Genomic DNA, 25,517 nt, shown 5'->3' on the forward strand with positions numbered 1-25,517 from the left:
TCAGGACCCACTCGTCTGCGCGTGGCTGTCACCGGATCCGGCCGAGACGCTCGGACTGTTCCCGAAGGTCGACGTCCCCGTCGAGGAGTCGGTCGTCGACGTGGAACTGTCGGTCGTCGACGTCGACCCGGTGTCGGTCGTGGCGGCGCCGTCGGTGCCGGTGGTCGTCGAGGTGTCCTGCACCGACGTCGACGTGGTGTCGGCGTAGGCGACACCGGTGGTGATGCCGACCGCGGCGAGTGCGCCCATGGTCAACGCTGCGGCGGCGATGCGTACTCGCCGGATACCGCGCTCTGGAGTGATCACGACACTCTCCCTTCTGCTGTGCGCTCCAGTGTCGGGATCGCGGCTGTGAGGTCGCTGGGTTGCGGCTGGGAGTTGTCCCCTGTGATGACCGGGCATCATGGGCGCGTGCCCGACACCTCCGCCACTGCCCCGGTCATCCGAGTGTCGGCGGTGGTCGTCACCGACACCGCCGGTCGGATCCTCACCGTCCGCAAACGCGGCACCAGCACGTTCATGCTCCCGGGCGGGAAGTTCGAGTCGGGTGAGTCGCCCGCCGACGCCGCCGTGCGGGAGAGCGCCGAGGAGGTCGGGCTGATTGTCGAGGCCGCCGCACTCGACTTGCTGGGACACTTCCGCGCCGACGCCGCCAACGAGCCCGGTCACCTCGTCGACGCCCACGTCTACGTCGTCGCGGGGGAGTTCGACGCCGCCGTCGTCCTCGCCGGTGTGCCCGCGTCGGAGATCGAGGAGGTCCGGTGGCTGGACCTGCGGCGCGCGGACGTCGGCGTCCCGCTCGCCCCCTTGCTCACCGACCGCGTGTGGCCCGCCCTCGCCGACCGGGCCGGCGACGTCCTCCTGTGAGTCACCGCACCGACCGCGTGGCCGTGGAACAAAGTGCCACAAAGCAGTCGTTACGCGAAGCAAGAAGTACGGACACGCATGAAGGAGCGAGATGACCAGCGAGCAGCAGACCACCCGACGGATCGTCCTGGCGGCACGACCGCACGGCGAACCGAAGGACTCCGACTTCCGATTCGAGGAGGCCGCCCTCCCCGAACTCGGTGACGGACAGGCGCTGCTCCAGACGCTGGACCTGTCGCTCGACCCGTACATGCGCGGACGGATGAGTTCGGCCAAGTCGTACGCGGCGCCGGTCGAGATCGACCAGACCATGGTCGGCGCGACCGTCTCGCGCGTCCTGCAGTCCACCGACTCCTCCTTCGCGCCCGGCGACATCGTGCTGGGCTACGGCGGCTGGCAGACCCACTCGGTCGAGTCCACCTCCTACCTGCGCACGCTCGACACGAGCTCCGTCCCGGCGTCGACCGCGCTCGGGGTCCTCGGCATGCCCGGGTTCACCGCCTACTCCGGTCTGCTGACCATCGGGGCACCGAAAGAGGGCGAGACCGTCGTGGTCGCCGCGGCCACCGGACCGGTCGGCTCCGCCGTCGGACAGATCGCGAAGATCAAGGGCGCCCGTGCGGTCGGCATCGCCGGCGGTCCGGACAAGGTCGCCTACCTCACCGACGAGCTCGGTTTCGATGCCGCGATCGACCACCGCGCCGACGACTTCGCCGACCAGCTCAAGGCCGCGGTTCCCGGTGGCATCGACGTCTACTTCGAGAACGTCGGCGGCAAGGTGTTCGACGCCGTCCTGCCGCGGATGAACACCTACGGCCGGATCCCCGTGTGCGGCCTCGTCGCCAACTACAACCTCACCGAACTGCCAGACGGGCCCGACCGCAGCGGGGCCCTGATGGGTCAGATCCTCTCCCGCAGCCTCACCGTGCGCGGGTTCATCCAGACCGAGTTCGCGAACGACCAGTTCGGCTCGTTCCTGCGCGACGCGTCGGGCTGGGTCGCCGATGGGTCGCTCAAGTACCGCGAGCACGTCGCCGAGGGATTCGACAACACCCTCGACGCGTTCCGCGGCATGCTGTCGGGCAAGAACTTCGGCAAGACGGTGGTGCGGATCGCCGAGTAGCGATCCGCCGGCCCGCGCTCAGCGTGTGAACACGCCGTTGCTCTCCTCGTCGTCGTAGTACTCGACGGTCATCGCCGGTCCGTCGAAGGTGACCTTCGAGATCGACCCGTCCTCGGCGTTCTCGTCGCGCATCGAATACGTGAACTCGTTGCCGCTCCAATGTGTGAGCGGATAGGTGGCACGTCCGTCGGGTCCGAGTGAGAGTTGCAGCCTGCCATCACGTTCGGACACCGTCGCGGGTCCGTAGTAGCCGTTGGTGTAGGTACCGGCGTAGGACGCCAACGGCTGCGTCGGTGTGGACGGGGCGGGTCGCGAGACCCCGACCAACGACCCGAACGGCTTGCTCTGGTCCTCGAAGGCGGGCCCGTACAGGTCGAACCAGTCCGTACGCCGTTCGCCGTACTGGACGAGATCGGCGAACTGCATCCCGAGCGACTCCGCCGCCCCCGTCGGTGCGGCGTTCGTCAACGTCACGATGGCGACGTCGGCCGACGGGATCGCCACGAAATTCGTTCCCGCACCGGAACTGAACGCCCCGGAATGCGAGTACATCGTGCGGCCGTCGGCGGTCACCGAGGAGTTGAACCCGTATCCGTAGAACCCGGTGCGATCGGCGGGACCGGCCGGCGGGTTCGACACGATCTCCGGCGAGATGGCGGGAACCATCGACTCCGGGCTGACGATCTGACGCCCCTGATAGGTGCCGTCGCCGAGCATCATCTCCAGCCAGTGCGACATGTCGTTGACCGACGAGCTGACGCCGCCTGCGGGTGACTGCGCATCGGGCTCGCGCTGGAACGTGGTCGGAGCCCACTTGCCGTCGATCTTGATGTGTCCGATCGCGTGGTCGGGACGGGAGATGAAGTCGGAGTAGCGCGAACTCGTCGACGACATCCCCAGCGGGGTGTAGATGGTGTCGGCCGACAGTGTGGCCCAGTCTTTTCCGGATTTCGCGGCGACCGATTCCGCCGCAGCGGTGAGTCCGAAGTTCGTGTAGTCGTACGTCGCGCGGAACGGCGACAGCGGGACACTGCGCATCCGGGCCAACACGTCCTGTTGCGAGTACCCGATCGACTCGAGCTTGTCACCCGCGTGTTCGGGCAGCCCCGAACGGTGCGAATACATGTCGGCGACGGTCACGTGCGTCGTGACCCACGGATCCGACAGCGCGAACGACGGGAGATTGGCGACGATCGGGGTGTCCCAGGTGATGGCCTTCTTCGTGACCTCCGCGGCCACCACCGACGATCCGACCGACTTCGACACCGAGGCCAACTGGAATACGGTGTCGGCGTCGACCTTGGCGCCGGTCGCCATGTTCGCGACCCCGAACCCCTTGGCGTAGACCTGCTTGCCGCCGTGCACGACGGCAACCGCCATGCCGGGTGTACCGGTTGTGCGCATGAGTTCATCGACCATGCCGTCGATCTGGCCGACCGCGTTGTCGATGGCGCCGGGGGCGATCGGGTTGGCGGCCGCAGCGTTGACGTCGGCGCCGTCGGACGCGCTCGACGCGGCCGGGCCCGATGACGACCCGGAGTCGCACGCGGCGCCGAGGGCACACACGGCAACCAGGGATATCGCGGTGGTCCACGCGCGCTTCTGTCGGTGTCCGTCTCGACGCATGTCCACAGATGCACGCATGTTCGTCTCCGCTCGACGCGCCGCCGCTGCCGGCAGCTGTGCTGGTCGGAGCGTAAACCCGCCGGTCACCGTCACGGGGCGTCTAGGACATATGCGACATCGTTGATCAGCACTAGCGACCGCGGATCGCCTCTCGGGTTACGGTGGCGACCATGAGCAATCTGACGCATTCCGACTCGATCGTCATCGACGCGACGCCAGACGCGCTGTACGCCTTGGTCTCCGACGTCACCCGCACCGGGGAGTGGAGTCCGATCTGCGCGGCGTGCTGGTGGGACGAGGGGCAGGGTCCCGAGGTCGGCGCGTGGTTCACCGGACGCAACGAGACCCCCGATCGGACCTGGGAGACCCGATCGGAGGTCGTCGTGGCGACTCCCGGCGAGGAGTTCGCGTGGAAGGTCGGCGGCAAGTACAGCCGGTGGGGCTACACGATCGCCCCCGACGACGGTGGTACCCGACTCACCGAGTCATGGCACTTCACCGACGACGGCATCGCCTACTTCCACGAGAAGTACGGCGACGAGGCGGACGCACAGATCCAGAACCGGATCGATGCCGCGCACAGCGGGATCCCCGAGACGCTCGCTCGCATCAAGGGGATCGCCGAGGGGAGCTGACTCAGCTCGCGACGCGACGCGCGAGGGTGCTCGCGAGTCCCGAGGCGATCTGCGTGGGACGCTGCTGCTCGCCCTGCTGTGCGCCGAGCACCACGATGGTTCCGGTCAGCACCGGAAGGGCCCACTGGAGGTAGCGGAGCTGCTTCTGCGCATTGGCGACCTCGGGCGGCGTGGTGGGTGCGGGATCGGTGGCGCCGTGCACCGGCGAGCCGTCGCCCTCCGCTGTCTTCGCGCCCAGCACACCGCTGTAGGCGGTCGCGCCGAGCGCTGCGGCGGTCACGGCCAGCTTCGTGACGGTGTTGGCGCGGACACCGGACTGGTGCACCGCCCGACCGCGGTTGTCGTACAGCACGATCGCGCCGCCGACGACGTGCGCTGCGATCGCCGCGGCGTTGGCCGGCGACCACTTGGCCCACCCGACGGCAGCGACGCGGGCACGGTCCCTGGGGTCGCGGACGGCGGCAGCGGCGCCGTTGACGCCCAGGGCGCCCATCAGCGAACCGCCGAACCAGGCTGCGGCACCGAGATCGTGGAGTGAGCGGGCGGTGGTGATACGTACGGACATGAGAGTCCTCTCGGGACATGCCGCGCGGCCGTCGGACGAGCCGACAGGCGGGCGACGAACACGACAACGTCGACCGCCAGGGGGCGGTGGGATGTGTTGTCGCGATGAGTGAATCCGCGACCGGTGATTTCCCGGAGCGGGTGGACGAACTGAGGTTCGGTCGACCCGGCTGACTTCAGGAGCAACTACTCCACCGTAGCCCGAAATCGTCCGCCGGGGGTGAAGCTCGTCGTGGGCCGTGACGCGCAGAGCTGCGGCTGGGACACTGGACGGCATGGCCGGTGACTCGATCGACGTCGATGGACGGCACGTCGCCGTCACCCATCTCGACAAGGTCATCTATCCCGCGACCGGGACCCGCAAATACGAGGTCATCGACTACTACAACCGCGTCGCCGATGTGATGCTGCCGCATCTGTGGCGTCGCCCCATCACCCGTAAGCGGTGGCCGGACGGGGTCGAGAAGCAACCGTTCTTCGAGAAGAACCTTCCCGACAGCGCGCCGAGTTGGATCGAGCGCCGGTCGATCGAGCACAGCGACCGGGAGGCGACCTATCCGGTGGCGGCGTCCCGCGCCGACCTGGTGTGGCTCGGACAGCAGGCGGCACTCGAACTACATGTGCCGCAATGGACGTTCCCACCGGACACCACCGAGGTCACGATGGCCAAGGCGGACCGCCGCGCGAACCGACTGGTCCTCGACCTCGACCCGGGCCCCGACGTCGCGCTGTCGCAATGCGCGGAGATCGCCCTGCTGCTCCGCGATCTGTTGGCGAGCGCGGGTCTGGACTCGTACCCGGTGACCAGCGGCAGCAAGGGAATCCACGTCTACGCGCCGTTGCCGAGGGCGGTGTCGTCCGACGGCGCGCGGACCGTCGCGAAGCAGATCGCAACCGCACTGGCGGCCGAGCGCCCCGATGACGTCACCGCATCGATGAGCAAGGCGCTGCGCCCGGGCAAGGTGTTCATCGACTGGAGCCAGAACAGCGGTTCGAAGACGACGTTGTCGCCGTACTCGCTGCGCGGTCGGGACCGTCCGTGGGCCGCGGCACCACGCTTCTGGGACGAGTTCACCGACACCGACATCCGCCAGCTCGACTTCACCGAGGTACTCGAGCGCATCGACACCCACGGCGACATCCTCGCCGGACTCGACGACGCCATCGACGCCCCGGAGGCGCCACCGTCCGCCGACGCCGAGGGGGAACGGGAGGTCGTCGATCTGGGCGAGTACCGCCGCAAGCGTGACGAGGCGAAGACCCCGGAACCGTTCGGCGACACCGCGCACACGGGTGCCGGGGACACCGGTGAACCCGGCGCGCCCATCTTCGTCATCCAGGAGCACCACGCCCGGCGCCTGCACTACGACTTCCGGCTCGAACGCGACGGCGTCCTGGTGTCGTGGGCGGTGCCCAAGAACCTGCCGCTCGACGGCGACCAGAACCGTCTCGCGGTGCACACCGAGGACCACCCGTTGGACTACGCGACATTCGCGGGCGACATCCCGGCCGGCGAGTACGGCGGCGGGCACGTCGAGATCTGGGACCACGGCACCTACGAGACCGAGAAGTGGCGTGCCAACGAGGTCATCGTCCGACTACACGGCGAACGCATCCAGGGTCGCTACGCGCTGATCAAGACCGGCGACAAGAACTGGCTCGCCCATCTGATGTCGGACGAGCCGCGCCCGATCCTGCCCGACAGCCTGCGCGATCCCCGCCCGATGCTCGCCACCGAGGACCCCGTCGAGAAGCTCGACGCCGGCAAGTGGGCGTTCGAGGGCAAGTGGGACGGCTACCGCATCCTGCTCGAGTACACCCGGGGCGAGCTCCGGCTGCGCAGCCGGTCCGGGATCGACATGACCAAGGACTTCCCGCAGCTGCACTCCGTCGCCGACGATCTCGGACTGATCGACGCGGTGCTCGACGGCGAGGTCGTGGCCGTCGACAGCAACGGCAAGACCAACTTCACGCTGTTGGCGAGTCGCGCGCACACCGACGAGAAGTTCGACATCAAACTGCTCCTGTTCGACGTGCTCTACCTCAACGGGTCGTCGCTGATCCGGATGACGTGGGAGGACCGCCGCGCGCTGCTCGACGAACTCGCGCCGATCTTCGCGTCCAACCCTGCGATCGAGGTGCCGCCGCTGCTCATCGGTTCCGGCGTCGAGGCAGTCGCCCAGAGTCGCGAGAAGGGGTGGGAAGGAGTCGTCGCCAAGCGTCGCGACTCGGTCTACCAGCAGGGACGGCGTTCGCAGACGTGGCTCAAGCAGAAGAACTGGAGCGACATCGAGGTAGTCGTCGGCGGGTGGCGTCCGGGAAAGGGCAACCGCGCCAACACCATCGGATCCCTGCTGGTCGGCCTCCCCGAGGAGACGGGGTTGCGCTACGTCGGGCGGGTCGGCACCGGGCTCACCGACAAACAACTGACCGCGCTGGCCGAGGAACTCCTACCCCTCAAGCGGAAGACGTCGCCGTTCGTCGATCGCCTCGATCGGCCCGTCGAGCACGACGCGGTGTGGGTGCTGCCAAAGGTGGTCGCCGAGGTGCGCTTCATGGACTGGACCAGCACCGGACACCTCCGACATCCGAGCTGGCGGGGCATCCGCAGGGACAAGTTGCCGGGGGATCTGTGATCATTGATCTTCACGCAGGAGTCGGGGAGGTCTGAGTCGGTGCAGTTCGGAGCAGTGCGATGCTGACCGTCGCGCACATCAGCGACCTCCACTTCGACGGCAGCGAGCACAACCGCCGCCGGGTGAAGGCGGTCCTGGACTACCTGGCGGCGCGGTCGGAGTCGATCGATGCGCTGGTGGTCACCGGCGACATCGCCGACGACGGGACGCCCGCGCAGTACGAGGAGGCCGCGGCGACGCTGCAGTCGCCGATCCCGACGCTGATCATCCCGGGCAACCACGATCGGCGCGACGAATTCGGCTACGGCCTGCTGGGCAGACACACCCACGACAACCCGATCAACCGGGCCGAGACCATCGCCGGCGCCCTGTTCCTGATGTGCGACAGCAGCGTTCCCGGCCGCAACGACGGTTACCTCAGCAACGCGACGCTGGCCTGGATGGATGAACAGATCACCGCGGTCGGGCCGCGGGTCCCCGTGTTCGTGTGCTTCCACCACCCGCCGGTGATGCTGCTGATGCCGTTCATGGACAACATCCGTCAGCGTGGCGAGGAGCGGCTCGCTGCGGTCGCCGCCAGGCATCCCAACATCGTCGGGTTCCTCTGCGGCCACGCGCACACCGGCGCCGTCACCAGCTTCGCCGGCCGACCACTGTGCATCGCGCCCGGGGTGTCGTCGACGCTGAACCTGCCGTGCGAGGGCACCGACATCGTCAACGCCTCACAGCCGCCCGGACTCGCGTTCCACACCCTCGACGGGTGGCGGATGATCACGCATTTCCGGTCTGTCGTCGTCTGAGCCCGCGGGAGGACGTCAGATGGCGCCGGACGCGGCCGCGGCGAGGAAATCGGCGTAGTCGCGGTCGACCTGGTCGGCGTAGCCGATGGACCAGCGGGCGACGGCTCGATCGACACTGTCCTTCTTGCCGAGGTACCCCGCGATCTGACCGAACGCCGGACTCTGGCTGTGGGCCCGCGCGAGGAGACGAGCGCACAGCCGCCCGTACCGACGCAGTTCCCGCGCGCTGAGGTCGGTGGCATCTATCGAGCCCTTCATGTCGCGGAACTGCCGCCAGTAGAACGCGCCCTCCGACGTCGCCGTCCAGCCCAGGAACGGATCGGAGTTCGCCTGCAGCACATGCGCACTCGCGACGACCCGCACGGCGTCGCGAGCGAAGGCCGGGGTGTGCTCGGTCTCCGGGATGACGTCGGTCCGACCACCGCTGGTCTCCAGCACCGACGGGGCAGCCTGCTTGAGCTGCAACACCATCGGCTCCTTCGACGGACCCTCCAGCAGCACGATCAGCGCGATGTTCCCGATGGATCCGACACCGACGACCCGCCGCGCGACGTCGACGATCTCGAACTGCGACAGCAACAGGGCGACATCGGTACGGACGGACGCGAGGTAGTGGGTGAAGATCTCGTCCACCCGCTGCCCGGCGAGCTGCACCCGACTGGGGTCCTGCGCCGAGAGCGGCACGACGATCGGCGGATCGGGGGTGATGCGACGCCGCCCGTCGACACCGACCTCGGTGATCTTGTCGACAATCGAGGCGGCAGTTCGTCTGCGCGCCTTGACCAATGCCTCCTCGATGACGTCGGCGACCGATCCGCTTGCGGTGTCGGCGAGCTCCTCGGCGTCGACCGAGGTGTAGTACCGGTCGATCACCGACTCCGACGCCGCGCTGCGGATCGCCGACCGGTATCCCTCGACGACCTCCTCGGCCAGCTCGCGTTGGTCGTCGAGATCGGCACCGTCGGCCCGGGCGCACAGCACGGCGCTGACAGCCAACCGTTTGAGGTCCCACTCCCACGGACCGACCCCGGACTCGTCGAAGTCGTTCAGGTCGAACAGGATCCGACGCTCAGGACTGGCGTAGAAACCGAAGTTGCCCAGGTGCGCGTCACCGCTGATCACCACGTCGATACCGGTCACCGCCGACGCGGCGAGGTCGCCGGCCATGATGTCGGCCGTCGCGCGGTAGAACGCGAACGGCGACTCACTCATCCGCGCGATCCGCAGCGGGATGAGCTCCGGGATCCGTCCCGCGTGTTGCGCCCGGACGAGTGACACCAGATCACGGTCGAACGCGGGCACATCGGCCAGCCCCGAACGGGGCAGCGCGTCTCGGACGGACTTTCCCATCGCGACGGCGGCGTCGTGGTCATGACGCTCGAGAAAGTGATGGAAAGGCATGCCTGGATGCTATCGGGGGCTGGATGCGCGTACTGTCGCGATCGCAGCTGGTCTGCCGTACGAGAGACGCCCAGGAGCCCCTGAGTCCGTCGTGCGGCATCGAGCGCGGTCATCGCCATGGCGGTGACCGGGCAAGAGGGAACCCGGTGAGAATCCGGGACTGTCCCGCAGCGGTGAGTGGGAACGACCGCCGACATGAGCACTGGTGGGTCCGCGCGAGCGGAGCCGCTGGGAAGCGTCGGCCACTAGGCCAGAGTGCTGTGCCCACGAGTCCGAAGACCTGCCAACTGTGCCGGGTGCGCCGCACCCGGCGGATCATCGCCTCGTGGACTGGGCGTGTGACCGCAAGAGTCGTGCCGTGCCCTCTCACGGGGTCGGATCGTCGCGTGCCATCGGCATGCGACCGGCTCGTCGGTACCACGTTCTTTGGTGATGTCCTTCCGCACGCACCGAAGGATCTATACGTACATGACTGGTACACCTTTCACCGCAACAACTCTCGGCTCGGCGCGCATCGGGCCCAAGAGGCAGCTCAAACGTGCGATCGAGTCGTACTGGGCGGGCCGCACCGACCAGACCCAGCTGCACGCGCTGGCCACCGACCTGCGTCGTGACGGTCTGCAGAAGCTGCACGCCGCCGGACTGGACTCGGTCCCGGTCAACACCTTCTCGTTCTACGACCAGGTCCTCGACACCGCCGTCCTGCTCGGCGCTCTGCCGCCCCGGGTCGCCACCATCACCGATGATCTCGATCGTTACTTCGCGGCCGCCCGGGGTACCGGCCGGATCACCCCACTGGAGATGACGAAGTGGTTCGACACGAACTATCACTACCTCGTCCCGGAGATCTCCGCGTCCACCGAGTTCGCGCTGGACCCGAGCAAGGTGCTCGGTGAGCTCGACGAGGCCCTGTCGCTGGGGATCCCGGCTCGGCCGGTCATCGTCGGACCGATCACGTTCCTGCTGCTGAGCAAGGCGGTCGACGGCGGCGGCGCCCCGATCGATCGGCTCGATGAGCTGATCCCGCTCTATCGCGAGCTGTTGTCGAGGTTGAGGTCCGCGGGAGCGGAATGGGTGCAGATCGACGAGCCCGCGCTGGTCACCGACCTGCACGAGGACCCGGCCGGGCTCGCGTCGCGGGTCTACGGCGAACTCGGTAGCGCAAGCGACCGCCCGGCCATTCTGGTGGCGAGCTACTTCGGCGATCTCCGCGACGCACTACCCGCACTGGCCGCCACCGACGTCGAGGGCATCGCGCTCGACCTGGTGCGCGGGACCGCCGACGCCGTCGCCACGGTCCCGGCGTTGACGTCGAAGCTGCTCGTCGCGGGTGTGGTCAACGGCCGCAACATCTGGCGCAACGACCTGTCGGTGTCGCTGGCGACGCTGGCCACCCTGCTGGGTTCGGCCGCGTCGGTGGCAGTGTCGACCTCCTGCTCGACGTTGCACGTCCCGTACAGCCTCGAACCGGAGACCGAACTCGACGACACCCTGCGGAGTTGGCTCGCGTTCGGGGAGGAGAAGGTCGCCGAGGTGGTCACCCTGTCCACCGCGCTGCGTGACGGACGCGAATCCGTCAGTGCGACATTGGATGCCTGCTCGCAGGCGTTGGCCGCGCGGCGGTCGGATCCCCGCGTGCACGACGGTCAGGTTCGCGAGCAGGTGGCGGCGGCGTTGCGCGGGGGAATCACCCGCGGGCCGTCCACCGATCGACGGACGGCGCAGAACGAGCGGTTGAACCTGCCCGAGGTGCCGACGACGACGATCGGGTCCTACCCGCAGACGTCGGCGATCCGACTCGCACGAGCAGCGCTGCGCAAGAACGAGATCGGCGTCGCCGAGTACGAGCAGCGGATGCGCGACGAGGTCGCGAGTGTGATCGCGCTGCAGGAGGATCTGGGACTCGACGTGCTGGTGCACGGTGAACCCGAGCGCAACGACATGGTCCAGTACTTCGCCGAGCAGCTCGACGGGTTCTTCGCCACCGAGAACGGCTGGGTGCAGTCCTACGGGACGCGCTGTGTGCGTCCGCCGATCCTGTACGGCGACGTCCGTCGCCCGCACGCGATGACCGTGGCGTGGATCGATTACGCGCAGTCGCTCACCGACCGTCCGGTCAAGGGCATGCTGACCGGGCCGGTCACGATCCTGGCGTGGTCGTTCGTCCGTGACGATCAACCGTTGGCGGACAGCGCAAATCAGATCGCGGTCGCGATCCGCGCCGAGACCGTCGACCTCGAGGCCGCAGGCATCGGCATCATCCAGGTCGACGAGCCGGCGTTGCGTGAGCTGTTGCCGTTGCGGTCGGAGGACCAGTCGGCGTATCTCACGTGGGCGGTCGATGCCTTCCGGTTGTCGACGTCCGGGGTGCGCGACTCGACGCAGATCCACACCCACCTCTGCTACTCGGAGTTCGGTGCGGTGATCGGTGCCATCGCCGACCTCGACGCGGACGTGACGTCGATCGAAGCGGCACGGTCGCACATGGAGGTGTTGGACGATCTCAACTCCATCGGCTACTCCAACAGCGTCGGCCCGGGTGTCTACGACATCCACTCACCGCGCGTTCCGGAGGTCGGCGAGATCGTGGCATCGCTGAAGGCCGCGCTGGATGCCGTTCCTTCCGAACGTCTGTGGATCAATCCCGACTGCGGACTGAAGACCCGCTCGACCGACGAGGTGGAGGCGTCGCTGCGCAATCTCGTCACCGCGGCGCACATGGTGCGCTCGGAGCTCTAGACCCACGCTGATCGTCCGGGTGGGTGCGGGTGAAAACCGGTGCCCACCCGGACGATCGTCGGTTACCGTTCCTGAGCATGACCAGCCGACTCGACACCATCGCCATCGACTGCCACGACGTCTCCGCGCTCGCCGATTTCTGGACCCAGGTCCTGGGGTGGCAGGTGCTCGAACGCGAGGGGGACGGGTATCTGGCGATCGGACCGGCCGACGGTTCGTCACCGGGCATCGACCTGATCGCCGTGCCCGAGGCGAAGACGATCAAGAACCGTCTGCACCTGGATCTTCGCGCCGACGGCTGCACCACGAAGGAGGAGATCGACCGCGTGGTGTCGCTGGGTGCACGACGGGTCGATGTCGGTCAGGACCCGTCCGTCACCTGGACCGTGCTCGCCGATCCCGAGGGCAACGAGTTCTGCATCCTCGGTCGCACCTGGGACGAGGCCCACTGACCCGCCAGTTGGGCACGTGATCACCGCAGTTGGGCAAGTGATCACCGCAGTTGGGCACGTAAACCCGTTGAGTGGGCGGTTACGGACGTCGACTGGGCAGATGCGGACAACGACTGGGCGGTCACGGACGCCCGGGTGGGCAGTTCGCGGGAATCCAGGACGCTCGACTCGTAGAACTGCTAAATATTTCCCACCAGCGTCACGTACATCTGAACGAGGGAGCGCACATGAGATCTCTGGTCACCCGATCGGTCGCCACCGCAATCGCTGCGGCATGCGTCCTCGGCGGCGTCACGGGAACCGCGGTCGCACAGGCCGCACCCGCTCGACCCGACCTGACCGTCACCCTGCCGGTGCTCGGGCCGCGTGCGCAGGGTGACCAGATCCCGTTCAGCATCACGATCCGCAACCGCGGCAACGCAACCGCCACCGACATCGCCGTCGTCGTCACATCGATCCCGCCCACCGGCAGCGACGGATTCACCGTCGAATCGATCCGTCCGGGCGAGACACGCCGCATCGCCACACGCAGCATGATCGGCCGCATCCTCATCGGACAGGTCACGGTGTCGGCGAAAGAGAAGCAGCGCGACGCCAACCCGGCGAACAACACGGTCAGCGGGTTCCGCTTCCTGGTCGGCTGAGCCTCGCCGCGGCGCCCAGTCGGCGTCCGCAACCGCCCAGTCAACGGGTGCAGGTGCCCAACTGGCGTCGTTACGTGCCCAACTGGCGTTTACAGGGCCTTGAGTTCCTCGATGACCGCACCGACCGACTTCTTGGCGTCACCGAAGAGCATCGACGTCTGATCGGCGAAGAACAACGGGTTCTCGATACCGGCGTACCCCGACGACATCGACCGCTTCAACACGATCACCGACCGCGACTGGTCGACGTTGAGGATCGGCATCCCGTGGATGGGCGAACTCGGATCGTTGCGCGCCGCCGGGTTGGTGACGTCGTTGGCGCCGATGACGATGGTGACATCGGTGCGGGAGAATTCCCCGTTGATGTCGTCCATCTCCTTCATCGAGTCGTACTCGACGTCGGCCTCGGCGAGCAGCACGTTCATGTGTCCGGGCATACGTCCGGCCACCGGGTGGATCGCATACTTCACCTCGACGCCCTTGGACTCGAGGATCGACGCCATGTCCTTGACCGCGTGCTGCGCCTGGGCGACGGCGAGGCCGTATCCCGGGACGACGATGACCTGTCCGGCGTACGCCATCTGGATCGCGGCGTCGGCGGCCGAGGTCGCCTTGACAGTGCCCTGATCGCCACCTGGGCCGACTGCCCCGCCGGCGTCGCCGCCACCGAAGGACCCGAAGACGATCGCGGGGATCGACCGGTTCATGGCGGTCGCCATGAGGTTGGTCAGGATGGAGCCCGAGGCACCGACGATCATGCCCGCGACGATGAGCGCGGTGTTGTCGAGCGCGATACCCGCTGCCGCCGCCGACAGACCGGTCATGGCGTTGAGCAGCGAGATGACGACCGGCATGTCCGCGCCGCCGATCGGGAACACGACGAACAGTCCCATGACGCCCGCGGCGATCAGCAGTCCGACGATCCACCAGGTGCTCGCGCCGCCACCGTCGGTCGCCTGCACGCCGAGGAAGATCGCGATGCCCACCGACAGAGCCAGCAGCGCGATGTTCGCGACCTGGAACACCTTCGCGTTGCCGACGAAGAACTTCTCCAGGCCCTTGGGCAGGATCTCCTGCAGCTTGGAGAAGGCGACGAGCGAACCCCAGAACGAGATCGAACCGATGATGGCCGCGATCAGCGAACCGATGACCAGAGGCGATGCCGGCTCGGTGCCGTGGAAGTCCGAGAAGCCCGAGGTCTCGATGAACTCCGACCACGCGATCAGCGCGACCGTGCCACCGCCCACGCCGTTGAACAGCGCGACCAGCTGCGGCATCGCCGTCATCTTGGTCTTGAGAGCCGGCGGGATGCCCAGTGCGACACCGATGATCAGACCGGCAGCTATGAGGATCCAGTTGATGGTCGGGACGCCGACCGTCTCGCCGTCGTCGCCGTTCGAACCGTTGTTGTAGACCGAGATCAGGGTGGCCACCACGGCGACGCCCATACCGACGGCGGCGATCCAGTTGCCGCGCACCGCGGTCTTGGGACCCGTCAGTCCGGAGAGGCCGTAGATGAACATGCCGAACGCGACGATGTAGAGGGCGGTCACCAGGTACGACACCCCCTGGCTGGGAGTGTGGGCATCCGCCGCCAGCAGCATTACCGAACCGCTCACTTGGATGCCTCCTTCTTCTTGCCCTTGAACATGCCGAGCATGCGGTCGGTCACGGCGAAGCCGCCGATGACGTTGAGCGTGCCGAAGATCAGCGCGACGAAGGCGATGATCCGGACGCCCCAGCTCGCGTCCGCGGGGAGTTCACCCAGGACGATGAGCGCGCCGAGCACCACGATGCCGTGAATGGCGTTGGTGCCGGACATGAGTGGGGTGTGCAGGGTGTTGGGCACCTTGGAGATGACGGCGAAGCCGACGAACCCCGCCAGGACGAGGATGGCGATATTTGCCAGAAGACCGGTGTACATCAGGCGGTGCCTGCCTCTCGGGTCACACACGACTTGGCGAGGACCTCGTCGGAGAAGTCCGGTGCCACAGCGCCGTTCTCGTCGAGGATCAGTTCGATCAACGCGAGGAGGTTCTTGGAGTAGAGCTCGCTGGCGTGCTCGGGCATGCCGGCGGGCAGGTTGAGCGGCGAGCAGATCGTCACGTCGTGCTTGACGACGTTCTGGCCGGGCTCGGTCAGTTCGCAGTTGCCGCCGGTCTCACCGGCGAGGTCGACGATGACGCTGCCGGGCTTCATCCCCTCGACGGCCGCGGCGGTCACCAGGCGCGGCGCGGGCCGACCGGGGACGAGTGCGGTCGTGATGACGACGTCGAAGCCCTTGATCGCGTCCTCGAGAGCCTTCTGCTGCTGCGCGCGTTCGTCCTCGGTGAGCTCGCGTGCGTAGCCACCCTCACCTGCGGCGTCGATACCGAGGTCGAGCCACTGGGCACCGACCGACTTCACCTGGTCGGCGACCTCGGGCCGGACGTCGTATCCGGTGGTGCGGGCACCGAGGCGCTTGGCGGTGGCCAGCGCCTGCAGTCCGGCGACACCGACACCGAGGATCAGTGCGGTCGCGGGCTTCACCGTGCCCGCCGCGGTGGTCAGCATCGGGAAGTACCGCGTCGACTTCTCGGCCGCGAGCAACACGGCCTTGTATCCCGACACGTTGCCCTGCGAACTCAGCGCGTCCATCACCTGGGCGCGCGAGATGCGCGGGATGGCCTCGACCGCGAAGGCCTGCACACCGGCGGCCTTCAGCGCGCCGATCTGGTTGGTCTGGTTACGCGGGGCGAGGAAGCCGATGAGGGTCTGCCCGGTGTGGAGCTTGCCCACCTCGTCGTCGGACGGGGCGACGACCTTGGCGACGATGTCGGCCGACCAGGCGTCGCCGATCGTGGCCCCGGCGTCGGAGTACAGCTGATCCGGGATCAGGGCGTTGAGGCCCGCCCCGGACTCGACGATGACCTCGACACCTTTGTTCACCAACGTCGCGACAACTTTGGGTACGAGCGCTACGCGCCGTTCCCCCTCCGCGCTCTCGCGCACGACACCGACGCTCATACACCCACCTGTCTCACACTGCTGACGTAGATCTACCTGGCAACTTCCATCACAGACGCTGCTCGCGGCCGCGTCCGGGGGTTCACCGACGCAGGCTGGAGAGGCAAACGGTCACGATCGGCGACCGAAGGTTGATCGAAAGATAGCATGCCGCACATCCGGCACCCGGACTCCTGTCCAGACACCAGTCCGGCGATGCAGGTTGTCGGATCAGATGGGGACGGCGGCGACGACCTCACCGGTGGGCTGCGGCGAACCGGTGGCCGGTTCGACGGTCATGCCCACGGTTCGCGACCCGGCGAGATCGGTCACGACGATCGCCTTCGTGGTCGCGGCGGCGTCGACGAGGCCAGCCGGACGCGGTGCATGGTCGTTGCCGATCAGCCAGAGCTGGTAGGCGCGGTCCTGCGGGGGATGCGGTGCGTCGTCGAGCAGCACCACCGCGCGGTCCATCGACCGCGACGAGGCGACCACGACCGTTCCGGGGATGCCGGTCATCTCGGTGCGATGCACCTCGGCGTCGGAGGCGCTCATGACGTTGCGCAGCTCGTCGAACGAGTTGGTCTGGGCGATCGCGGGCTTGTCGGTGGCCGGATCCGACAGCACCGAGCGTCCGACGAACACACCACCGACGACGAGGATGATCGCCGCGGCGGCCGAGGTCGCCGCGAGCGCGATGCGACGTCGACGACCGAGGCGTCGCGCCGCCAGTTCGTCGGTCGGCTGCGGGTGCGCAGGAGCCTGCTCCTCGGCGGCATCGCCCATCGGGAGTTCGGCAGATGCCAACGACGAGATGGTCGACGCGTCCGGGGCGGCTGGCGAGATGTCCCCGGCGTCGATCGCGTCGAGGATGCGGGCGCGGAGGTGAACGGGCGGGACAGCGGCCACCTCGACGGCCATCCGGCCGACGGCGTCGCGGGTCTGGCGGATCCGCTCAACGGCCTCGATACGGTCCGCGGCGGCCAACGAGAGCAGCGCGGTCTCGAAGAGTTGCATCTCGTGCGGGTCGAGAGCATCGATGGAGTAGAGCTCGAGCAGGTCGTCGACAGTGCCCCGAGCGGTCGGGTCAGGCCTCATCGTCCGACTCCAAGCAGGTACGGAGTCGGCGCAGACCATCGCGGATCCGAGACTTCACGGTCGGCAGGCCGGCCTTCAGCCGCTCCGCGACCTGCGGGTAGCTCAATCCGCCGTAGTAGGAGAGTTCGATGCTCTCGCGCTGGGTGTCGGTGAGGGTGCCGAGGCATTTGATGACCTCGCGCCGATCCTCCCGCGTGACCACCGACTCGACCACCTCGTCGGACGGTGTCACCGAGTTCGAGACCGAGTACTCCGTGCCCCGCCGCGACGACGCCTCCTCCGACCGAACCCGATCGACGGCGCGACGGTGCCCGATGGTCAACATCCACGACACGACCGAGCCCATGTCGGGCCGATAGTTGTGCGCGTTCTGCCACACCTGCAGATAGACCTCCTGCAGCGTCTCCTCCGCATATCCCGGATCGCGGATCACGCGCAGGATCAGACCGTAGACACGCGCACTGGTGGCGTCGTAGAGAGCTGCGAAGGCAGCTCGATCGCGCGCTGCCGTTCGCTCCAGCAGGTCCGCCAGTTCCGGCGTCCGTGCAAGAGATCGGTCGGTCACAGGACCGACAGTAGCGTGTCTGTTTCATCGCCTTAAGCAATCGTCAGTACCCGTTTCGGCCATCTGTTGGCCATCCGGGCTGTGGGGCGTGTGATCCGTTGCGTGGGTCACACCTGTCTTGGGCTCGTTCACGGGCGTTGTGACCGAGAGAAATGCATCCATCAAACTGTCATCTAGGCATTCGTCGCCGTCTGCCTGTCGGATGCCGTGACGGGCACGACAATTTGTCGGGGCGTGACCTTTCCGTGATCAACGCCCGCGACCTCGCCGTTTCGGGCCGGATGCAGCGTGCGACCCATCCGACGGGTCGCACATTCCGAATCTCAAGGGAACCTGTCAGCACGAGGAACGGACCGTTCATGCCCCGCACCAGCCCCGGACGGCTCGCCGGTGTCCTGGTGGCCGCAGGTGTGCTGGTCGCCGCGGCCGGGTGCTCCGACGACGGCGGTTCCGATTCGTCCGGGTCTGCGGCCGGACCGTCCGTGGTCGCGCCCGCGACCACGGTGGACCCGTCCGCTGGTCTCGTGGGTCCCGGTTGCGGGTCGTACATGGCCGCCAACCCCCGCGGGGCGGCGTCGGTCGATGCGATGGCCCTGGACCCGGTCGCGACCGCCACGTCGAACAATCCGCTGCTGACGACGCTGAGCAAGTCGTTCACCGGACAGTTCAACCCGCGGGTGAACATCGCCGACACGCTCAACAGCAGTCAGTTCACCTTGTTCGCGCCGGTCGACGACGCGTTCGACAAGTTGCCCGAAGCGACGATGAGCATCCTGAAGACCGACGATCAGCTACTCACGAAGGTGCTGTTCTATCACGTGATCCAGGGCCAGCTGAAGCCGTCGGAGATCACCGGCACCCACAAGACCGTCGAAGGTCAGGACGTCACGGTGTCGGGAAACGGTAGCGCGCTGACCGTCGACGGGAAGACATCGGTCATCTGTGGCGGTGTCAAGACCTCCAACGCCACCGTCTACTTCACCGACACCGTCCTGATGCCGCCGACGTCATGACGCACGACCCCACGACCACAACGGTCGGTGTTCGCTCACCGACTGCGTTGTAGGACGTCCCCGGGGATGCCCGGGGACGTCACCCCACAGAGAAGCGGATCGGAACCATCTGCCCCATGGTTCCGGTCCGCTTCTTCGTGTGGTCGACTCCGGAACGTCGTCCGTCTCGTCCTGTTCTGGACCGGTGGTGCTGACTGTGCGGAAACGGGCCATCGAGTGTGCTCCACACCTGACGCGACATCCGGGCGAGACAGCGCACACTCGATGACACGGTTCCGCACCGTCGGCGGCTTTCCGTCACGCCAACGCAAGTTCGACGGCGCTGACTGGTCGGCATACAGCGCTACGTGCCGTGGTCAGCGGCGCGTCAGTCGCGTGCGAGCGCCGCATGCCTTCCGGCCCGGCGGCCGAAGTACGACCCCTCGCCGAGCTGTGTGCCGCTGGCGTATCCCTTGCCGTCCTGCGCGATGTTGGCCGCACCGGCACCGGCCGCGTACAGACCGACGATCGGTGCGCCCGACTCGGAGAGCACCTCGCCGTCGAGGCTCGTCGCCAGGCCGCCCATCGTGAACCCGGCGTACAGCGCCTCGCCGAGGCTCATGTTGAACGCCGCCCACGGTCCCTGCGTCTGCGGCGCGAGCCATTCGGCGCTCTTGTGGAAGTCGGGGTCCTCGCCCTTCGCGGCGTTGTCGTTGTAGCGGGCCATCGTGGCCTCGAGCTTTCCCGCGGGGATGCCGAGATCGGCCTCCATCTCGGCGATGGTCTCCCACCCGTCGATGAACTTGATGAGCGGGAAGTCCGGCCGCTCCATGTGCTCCTCGTCGACGATCAGGTAGGCCACCGCGCCGGGCTGGTCGAGCACGAATCCCGACGTCCGTGAGTGGTAGGAGTCCTCGGCGACGAAGCGGGCGCCGTCGGCGTTGACGATCAGACCGGTGATGAGGAGCGACGGCGGATAGGCCGGTGCGGTGACGAACGTCTGATCCATGTGCTTGAGGGCGGCACCGACGGACGCACCCATACGGATGCCGAGGCCGTCGTCGAACGGGTTGCCCAGCACGAACGGTTTCTCGGCCAGCGACGGTACGAACTCGTCGACCATCGTCGGGTTCATCACGAATCCGCCTGCCGCGATGACGACGCTGCGCGTCCGGATGGCCCCGGTCTCCTCGAAGCGCTTCCACGCCAAACCGACTACGGCGCCGGTGTCGTCGGTGACGAGGTTGCGCGCGCCGGTCTCGTACCGGATCTCGACCTCGAGGTCGGCCAGGCGCTTGACCAGCAGGTCGATGACCATGCCGGCGCCGCCGGTGTCGCCGGGGACGGGCACCTTGTGCCCGCGGGGCGCCGGGATGGCGATGTTCTTGAACGGCCACACCTTCTCGTTGCCGGTGTACATCAGCCCCTGGGTCTCGGGCTGGATCACGGCCTTGCCGGGGAAGAAGCTGCGTTCGAAGCGGAACCCCAGGGCCTCGATCCAGTCGAAGTGCTCGACGCTGTCGCGGCAGTAGGCGTGGATCTTGTCCGGCTCGGGGTCGCGGCTGACCGCGGTGATGTACTTCTCCATCTCCTCGGCGGAGTCCTCGTGGCCCGTCGCCTGCTGCACGGCCGTCCCGCCACCGAGGTAGAAGTGCCCGCCGGCCATCGACGTGGTCCCACCGGCGACCGCGGCGCGCTCGAGCACGAGCACCTTCGCCCCCGCCGCGGCGGCCTCGACGGCGGCACACGCTCCGGAGATGCCGCAGCCGATCACCACGACATCGATCTCGTCGCTCCACGATTCGACCGACGACTGACTGATGACCTCGGGTATCTCGGCGCGCACCGCGAGTCCTCTCGTTCGAGCGCGGACACGAGCTGCCCGCACTCGCAGCGTACCGCCCGACTAGAACAGGTTCTAGTTCTCCCTCGTATTCGCGTCCCGATGCCTCTTCTCGTCGAGATCGACCCAGTCGATGTCGACGAGCGCGGCCGCACGCTGCCCACGATCGGCGCCCAGGGTCCCGACGAACACGTCGGCGATCACGGCGCGCGTCCGAGACGCGAGTTCGATCAGTTCGTCGTCGTACCAACACACCACCCCGAGATGGATCGCGGTCACCTCGCCGCCCTCGGAGTCGACGACGACCCGCAGCACCGGTCGGTGCATCCGACGGCGGACCTCGATGAGCAGCAGCCGACGCAGGACGCGGTCGGTGACGATGACGCGGTCGATGTCGGTGGCGAGGGTCGCCCGCGAGTGCGACATCTTGCGCGCGGAGTCGATCACCGACCTGGTGAGGCGTTCGACATCGCTCTGCGGCGGATCGAGTTGACGGCCTGCGTCCACGAGCCACTGTTCCGAGCCCACATCGACCGGTTCCGGTTCCGGTTCCGACATCGCGCCTCCTCCCTGAGCTGGTGCGGGCGTCACGTGCCCACCGATCGTTCTGTCGTGTCGCGTGCGGCGACCGGTCCCGCCCGGGAGTGCTTACGCGCCCCGACATCGGTCCGTCCCCGGCCCCCGGCAGGCGCGTCACGCGGAATCGGCGCCGACCTCGGCTCGGCGACACCCGTCGGATTCCCGGTCCCACCGGGGCGCCACGGTTCCATCCGCTCGGCCAGGCGGGCGCGGGTCCGTTGGAGATGCCCGCGGACCGAGCCGGGGGTGATCTGCAGGATGCGCGCGATCTCCGGATGCGACAGACCCTCCATCTCGCGCAGCCACCAGGCGGCGCGAGAGTTGTAGGGCAGATCGGCCAGTTCACGCTCGAGCGCGTCCATCAACGACGTCCCCATCGCGTCGTCCACCGGAGTCGGCGACGAGGACGGCACGGCGCTCAGGAACTCGTCGTCGGCGGCCAGTTCGCTGCGCTTGCGACGGATGTCGATGATCTTGCGGTGCGCGATGGAGAACACCCAGGTCCGGAAGCTGCTCTGGAACCCGAACCGTGGCAGCCCCTTCCATGCGGCCAACAGCGTTTCCTGGACGACGTCCTCGGCGTTCTGGCGGTCGGGCGTCATCCGGTTCGCGTAGCGCAGCAGTACCGGCAGCGTCCGCCGGACGAGCTCGTCGAACGCGGCACGGTCACCGATCGCGGCCGCGTGCGCGAGCAGCTCGTCAGAATCCGTCGCCACGTCGGACGGGCCGGCCATGTCTTCGCCGAACTCCACGTGCGCGCCTCCGTTCGTACGTACTGTTTTCCACAGAACCACAGTGTGGCCCAGATCACGTCAGATCCCGCGTGCAGAACCCGCGCCGAGCCCGACTCACTCATTACATCGGGAGCAAGCGACGCCACCAGTGTCGCCCACCCCGGTGGACAACGTTTCACCCCACACGGGTTCCGGCCGACACGGCCGCGACCCACGCGCAAACACGAAGGAGTGCAGATGACCTCGGCATCGACCACCAAGGCAACCACGACCCCCGCCGCCACCGCCGGAGCGAGCACGGAGATCTCCGCCGATCACCGTGAGCTCGTCGGCGTGCACGGCCGCACCACCATCGCCGACCAGGTCGTCTCGAAGATCGCCGGCATCGCCGCACGCGAGATCGACGGCGTCTTCGCCCTCGGCGGCCAGACCGCCCGCATCGTCGGCCGCGTCCGTGAGGCCATCCCCGGCGGCGGCCCCAGCATCACCCAGGGCGTCACAGTCGAGGTCGGCGAGAAGCAGGCCGCTGTCGATCTCGGACTGGTCGCCAACTACGGCGTCGCGATCCACGAGCTCGCCGCCGCGGTGCGCTCCAATGTCATCAACGCGATCCAGGACATGACGAGCCTCGAGGTCACCGAGGTCAACATCGCCATCCACGACATCCACTTCGAGGACGACGAGACCACCACCGAGCCCGCAGAGCCCCGCGTCCAGTGAGCTCGAGCGCCGAGGTCGCCGACGCGGTGGCCACCGCCGCCACGTCGGTCCCCGGTGTGACCGGACTCAACGCCGGCCGGTTCGGTGAGGTGGCCACGTACACACCCGGTCGACGGGTGGTCGGGGTACGCCTGCAGGACTACAGCGGCGAGGTGCACATCGAGGTGGATCTCCATCGAAATGTCACCGACACCGCCGAGGCCGTCCGCGAGGCCGTCGAGGCGGTCGCGGACCGTCCGATGACGGTCATCGTCGAGGACGTGTCGGTCGACGAGCAGCCCGGGACACCGGACTCCGTCTGATTCGGCGACAATCTGACGATGACCACCTCTCCGGAGTACGCCGCCCGACGTCGTGAGGTGATCCGTTCACATCACCCCGATGTCGGCGGCGACCCGGAGCGGCTCCGCCTCGAACTGTCCCGGCTCGATCGGGAGTTCGGGCGGGCGCCACAACCGGCCTCGACGTTCCGTATGCCGTCGACCGCCGAGACGACCGACGCCCGGTTGACCGTGCGACCCAGCAGACCTCTTCGACGACTGCAGCGGCGGACCGCCGCGCAGATCCGTCAGATCCGAGGGCGCCTCCCGCGGTCCGTCCCGGGGAGCAGACGATATTTCGACATCTGATCCATTCACGCAGCACGGCAATCGGAGGATTGACATGAACAACAACGCAACCATCGGCCTCATCGTCGGACTGCTCCTGGCGATCGCAGCCACCACCGGCGGTTTCGGCGGTTTCATCCTCGCGATCGTGCTCGGTGCGGTCGGTCTGGCCATCGGCCTGCAGCGGGACGGCACCATCGACCTGTCCGGTCTGTTGAAGAGCCGTAACCGTGGCTGACGATGCCCCCGGCACCGCTGAACCGACCGTGGAGAACGGCGGGCCGGGCACGCTGACCATCGCCGACCGCGTCGGTGAGCAGATCAGCCGTCAGACAGCCCTGGACATCGAGGGCGTGCTGCGTCACCGCGGATCCATGGGGCTGATCACCGGCGCCGACTACCCGAAGGTCTCGATCGACATGTCGGTCTCCCACCCACGGGTGCAGGTGTCGATCGCCGTCCGCTGGCCGACGCAGATCACCACGGTCGCTCAGGAGGTCCGGGCGCAGGTCCACCACGAGCTCGCCCGCCTCGCCGGCATCACACCCCACCGGGTCGACGTCACGATCGCCGAGCTCGTGCCCGGCGAACAACCATCCACGAGGAGAGTGCAGTGACCACCCCGACACCATCGGACGCCCAGTCCGTCCCGGTACCGGACGCGCGCAAGCTCAAGCCGCCGACGGCCACGCCCGGATCGGTCGTGGTCACGACGCTGTTCGCCCTCGTCCTGCTGGCGATCGCCGGCATCGCGATCCGCGATTTCATCATCGAGATGAAGTGGATCTCCGGCACCGAGTGGATCGCCGCCGCGTCGCGGTGGATCTCGTCGTTGTCGTGGCAGGTGTGGATGTGGCCGGCCGCGGTCGCGCTGATCATCGTCGGCCTCTGGTTCCTCATCGTCTCGGTCACGCCCCGACCCAAGACCCACTTCGCGGTCGACGGTGTCGAGGACGTCGACGGGTACTCGCCGAGCACCTGGACTCGACGCGTCGACGTCGCCCGACGCAGCAGCGCGGTCGCCCGGGATGTCCGCGACGTCCTGGAGGCCAACACCGTCGTGAAGCGTCGCAAGGTCAAGGTCGCCGTCCTGCTCTCGGAGGACTCGCCCGAGACCCGCGCCACCATCACCGAACGCGTCACCGCAGCGATCGCACCGGTCGCCCCCGGGCGCACCGTGAAACTCAAGGTCCGCGTGAAGAAGGTCGAACAGTCGGTCACCCCGCCTGCTCCCATCGCGCGACCGGCCATGCCCGAGTCGTTCGCGACCGAGGCCGCGGAGTCCGAGTCGGATTCGCCCACCCTGATCAAGGAGCAACCGTGAATGCCCTCCCCGCAGGACTGAACCGTGTGGTCGCGTTCCTGGTCGCCGTCGCGATGATCGTCGTCGGCGCTGCCGCGATCGCGTGGGAGCTGAAGGTGACCTGGGTGCGCGATCGCATCGCCGACATCGACGCCTCCTGGTTCGACCGGGCGCCCGACGCCGGCTGGTGGGTCTACGTGCTCGCCGGGATCGCGGTGGGCGGCATCGTCATCGGGTTCTTCCTGCTGTCGGTCAATGCCCGTCCCCGCAAGATCGGCGACGTCGAGCTGCCGGGCAGCGACAGCTCGGGCACCCTGGCGGTGTCGCCGGGCAAGATCGCCAACGCCGTGGCCGACGATCTCGCCCACCACCGACTGGTGTCCTCGACACGGTCGAAGGCGGTCGACGATCGCAAGCGAAAGTTGTTGGAGATCACCGTGATCGCCGATCCGACCACGTCGTTCGACGATCTGCTCCCGGTGGTCGAGAACGCGCAGCGTCAGATCCGCGGAGCCCTACCCGGCAGCGATCTGCGGGCCCGGATCCTGATCCACCTGGAGAAGTCGAAGGGCTCGACCCAGCGCGTGTCCTGACCCGCGCGGA

28 protein-coding genes and 1 riboswitch are annotated in these 25,517 nt (G+C 67.8%); of the genes, 16 read left to right on the top strand and 12 right to left on the bottom strand.

From position 1 onward, the window contains the following. Positions 1–306 carry a hypothetical protein gene (locus LX13_RS08380; protein ID WP_253660883.1) on the bottom strand — a complete coding sequence of 102 codons (306 nt, stop codon included), beginning with the start codon at positions 304–306 and terminating at the stop codon, positions 1–3. Positions 307–411: 105 nt separating this feature from the next. On the opposite strand from LX13_RS08380, the gene LX13_RS08385 reads away from it, so the two are divergent. After that, entirely contained in the window at positions 412–867 is a 456-nt protein-coding gene (locus tag LX13_RS08385) for an NUDIX hydrolase (RefSeq protein WP_253660884.1), read from the top strand. Positions 868–958: 91 nt separating this feature from the next. Next, positions 959–1,990 carry an NADPH-dependent curcumin/dihydrocurcumin reductase gene (gene curA, locus LX13_RS08390; protein WP_253660885.1) on the top strand — a complete coding sequence of 344 codons (1,032 nt, stop codon included), beginning with the start codon at positions 959–961 and terminating at the stop codon, positions 1,988–1,990. Positions 1,991–2,008: 18 nt separating this feature from the next. Here the strand turns inward: curA and LX13_RS08395 are convergent, their stop codons facing one another. Further along, positions 2,009–3,616, bottom strand: coding sequence for a serine hydrolase (locus tag LX13_RS08395; protein ID WP_372499897.1), 1,608 nt, complete (start codon positions 3,614–3,616; stop codon positions 2,009–2,011). 170 nt (positions 3,617–3,786) lie between these two features. Between LX13_RS08395 and LX13_RS08400 the strand changes: the two genes are divergently transcribed. Continuing rightward, complete coding sequence (locus LX13_RS08400) at positions 3,787–4,251, top strand: SRPBCC family protein (RefSeq protein WP_253660887.1); 465 nt, start codon at positions 3,787–3,789, stop codon at positions 4,249–4,251. Between the two features lies 1 nt (position 4,252). Here LX13_RS08400 and LX13_RS08405 read toward each other — a convergent pair whose 3' ends face one another. Continuing rightward, entirely contained in the window at positions 4,253–4,816 is a 564-nt protein-coding gene (locus LX13_RS08405; RefSeq protein ID WP_253660888.1) for a hypothetical protein, read from the bottom strand. A gap of 274 nt (positions 4,817–5,090) precedes the next feature. Here LX13_RS08405 and LX13_RS08410 point away from each other — a divergent pair, with 274 nt between their 5' ends. Beyond that, positions 5,091–7,451: an ATP-dependent DNA ligase gene (locus LX13_RS08410; protein WP_253660889.1), complete on the top strand. Its 2,361-nt coding sequence runs from the start codon at positions 5,091–5,093 to the stop codon at positions 7,449–7,451. Positions 7,452–7,510: 59 nt separating this feature from the next. After that, entirely contained in the window at positions 7,511–8,251 is a 741-nt protein-coding gene (locus LX13_RS08415) for a metallophosphoesterase (protein ID WP_253660890.1), read from the top strand. Positions 8,252–8,266: 15 nt separating this feature from the next. Here the strand turns inward: LX13_RS08415 and LX13_RS08420 are convergent, their stop codons facing one another. Continuing rightward, on the bottom strand, positions 8,267–9,652 hold the full coding sequence (locus tag LX13_RS08420) for a DUF2252 domain-containing protein (RefSeq protein ID WP_253660891.1): 1,386 nt from the start codon (positions 9,650–9,652) through the stop codon (positions 8,267–8,269). A gap of 107 nt (positions 9,653–9,759) precedes the next feature. Beyond that, positions 9,760–9,937, top strand: a riboswitch (cobalamin riboswitch). Between the two features lie 183 nt (positions 9,938–10,120). On the opposite strand from LX13_RS08420, the gene metE reads away from it, so the two are divergent. The 3 genes from metE (at position 10,121) to LX13_RS08435 (ending at position 13,487) form a co-directional block, all read left to right on the top strand. Then, positions 10,121–12,391 (top strand): 5-methyltetrahydropteroyltriglutamate--homocysteine S-methyltransferase, encoded by a 2,271-nt coding sequence (metE, locus tag LX13_RS08425; RefSeq protein WP_253660892.1) that lies wholly within the window; start codon positions 10,121–10,123, stop codon positions 12,389–12,391. A 77-nt stretch (positions 12,392–12,468) separates the two neighbouring features. Further along, positions 12,469–12,843, top strand: a complete 375-nt coding sequence (locus LX13_RS08430; RefSeq protein ID WP_253660893.1) for a VOC family protein — start codon at positions 12,469–12,471, stop codon at positions 12,841–12,843. 227 nt (positions 12,844–13,070) lie between these two features. Continuing rightward, positions 13,071–13,487, top strand: a complete 417-nt coding sequence (locus LX13_RS08435; protein WP_253660894.1) for a CARDB domain-containing protein — start codon at positions 13,071–13,073, stop codon at positions 13,485–13,487. An 89-nt stretch (positions 13,488–13,576) separates the two neighbouring features. On the opposite strand, the gene LX13_RS08440 is transcribed toward LX13_RS08435, so the two are convergent. The 5 genes from LX13_RS08440 to sigK form a co-directional block, all read right to left on the bottom strand. After that, positions 13,577–15,091 carry an NAD(P)(+) transhydrogenase (Re/Si-specific) subunit beta gene (locus LX13_RS08440; RefSeq protein WP_301301045.1) on the bottom strand — a complete coding sequence of 505 codons (1,515 nt, stop codon included), beginning with the start codon at positions 15,089–15,091 and terminating at the stop codon, positions 13,577–13,579. Between the two features lie 11 nt (positions 15,092–15,102). Next, positions 15,103–15,411 carry an NAD(P) transhydrogenase subunit alpha part 2 gene (locus tag LX13_RS08445; protein WP_253660896.1) on the bottom strand — a complete coding sequence of 103 codons (309 nt, stop codon included), beginning with the start codon at positions 15,409–15,411 and terminating at the stop codon, positions 15,103–15,105. Next, entirely contained in the window at positions 15,411–16,493 is a 1,083-nt protein-coding gene (locus LX13_RS08450; RefSeq protein WP_253660897.1) for a Re/Si-specific NAD(P)(+) transhydrogenase subunit alpha, read from the bottom strand. Before LX13_RS08450 ends, LX13_RS08445 begins: the two co-directional genes overlap by 1 nt. Positions 16,494–16,703: 210 nt before the next feature. Then, complete coding sequence (locus tag LX13_RS08455) at positions 16,704–17,570, bottom strand: anti-sigma factor (protein WP_253660898.1); 867 nt, start codon at positions 17,568–17,570, stop codon at positions 16,704–16,706. Next, positions 17,560–18,135, bottom strand: a complete 576-nt coding sequence (sigK, locus tag LX13_RS08460; protein WP_253660899.1) for an ECF RNA polymerase sigma factor SigK — start codon at positions 18,133–18,135, stop codon at positions 17,560–17,562. The genes LX13_RS08455 and sigK overlap by 11 nt, the downstream gene beginning before the upstream one ends. A gap of 359 nt (positions 18,136–18,494) precedes the next feature. On the opposite strand from sigK, the gene LX13_RS08465 reads away from it, so the two are divergent. Next, entirely contained in the window at positions 18,495–19,148 is a 654-nt protein-coding gene (locus LX13_RS08465; RefSeq protein WP_253660900.1) for a fasciclin domain-containing protein, read from the top strand. Between the two features lie 367 nt (positions 19,149–19,515). Here LX13_RS08465 and LX13_RS08470 read toward each other — a convergent pair whose 3' ends face one another. The 3 genes from LX13_RS08470 to LX13_RS08480 form a co-directional block, all read right to left on the bottom strand. Then, positions 19,516–20,973 (bottom strand): FAD-binding protein, encoded by a 1,458-nt coding sequence (locus LX13_RS08470; protein ID WP_253660901.1) that lies wholly within the window; start codon positions 20,971–20,973, stop codon positions 19,516–19,518. A gap of 72 nt (positions 20,974–21,045) precedes the next feature. Beyond that, entirely contained in the window at positions 21,046–21,528 is a 483-nt protein-coding gene (locus LX13_RS08475) for a hypothetical protein (protein ID WP_253660902.1), read from the bottom strand. 29 nt (positions 21,529–21,557) lie between these two features. Continuing rightward, positions 21,558–22,301, bottom strand: coding sequence for an RNA polymerase sigma factor (locus tag LX13_RS08480; RefSeq protein WP_253660903.1), 744 nt, complete (start codon positions 22,299–22,301; stop codon positions 21,558–21,560). A 219-nt stretch (positions 22,302–22,520) separates the two neighbouring features. Here LX13_RS08480 and LX13_RS08485 point away from each other — a divergent pair, with 219 nt between their 5' ends. Genes LX13_RS08485 through LX13_RS08515 form a run of 7 tightly spaced genes read left to right on the top strand, consistent with a single transcriptional unit; the run spans position 22,521 to position 25,507 of the window. Next, positions 22,521–23,003, top strand: a complete 483-nt coding sequence (locus tag LX13_RS08485) for an Asp23/Gls24 family envelope stress response protein (protein WP_253660904.1) — start codon at positions 22,521–22,523, stop codon at positions 23,001–23,003. Then, positions 23,000–23,305 (top strand): hypothetical protein, encoded by a 306-nt coding sequence (locus LX13_RS08490; protein WP_253660905.1) that lies wholly within the window; start codon positions 23,000–23,002, stop codon positions 23,303–23,305. Before LX13_RS08485 ends, LX13_RS08490 begins: the two co-directional genes overlap by 4 nt. 18 nt (positions 23,306–23,323) lie before the next feature. Then, positions 23,324–23,632, top strand: coding sequence for a hypothetical protein (locus LX13_RS08495; protein ID WP_253660906.1), 309 nt, complete (start codon positions 23,324–23,326; stop codon positions 23,630–23,632). Between the two features lie 34 nt (positions 23,633–23,666). Continuing rightward, complete coding sequence (locus LX13_RS08500) at positions 23,667–23,849, top strand: DUF2273 domain-containing protein (protein WP_253660907.1); 183 nt, start codon at positions 23,667–23,669, stop codon at positions 23,847–23,849. Next, entirely contained in the window at positions 23,842–24,228 is a 387-nt protein-coding gene (locus LX13_RS08505; RefSeq protein ID WP_253660908.1) for an Asp23/Gls24 family envelope stress response protein, read from the top strand. The genes LX13_RS08500 and LX13_RS08505 overlap by 8 nt, the downstream gene beginning before the upstream one ends. Then, positions 24,225–24,935 carry a DUF6286 domain-containing protein gene (locus LX13_RS08510; protein ID WP_253660909.1) on the top strand — a complete coding sequence of 237 codons (711 nt, stop codon included), beginning with the start codon at positions 24,225–24,227 and terminating at the stop codon, positions 24,933–24,935. Before LX13_RS08505 ends, LX13_RS08510 begins: the two co-directional genes overlap by 4 nt. Continuing rightward, positions 24,932–25,507: an Asp23/Gls24 family envelope stress response protein gene (locus LX13_RS08515; protein ID WP_253660910.1), complete on the top strand. Its 576-nt coding sequence runs from the start codon at positions 24,932–24,934 to the stop codon at positions 25,505–25,507. The genes LX13_RS08510 and LX13_RS08515 overlap by 4 nt, the downstream gene beginning before the upstream one ends. The last annotated feature ends 10 nt before the right edge of the window (positions 25,508–25,517 follow it).

The organism is Williamsia maris (assembly GCF_024171815.1).
GTDB lineage: Bacteria > Actinomycetota > Actinomycetes > Mycobacteriales > Mycobacteriaceae > Williamsia_A > Williamsia_A maris.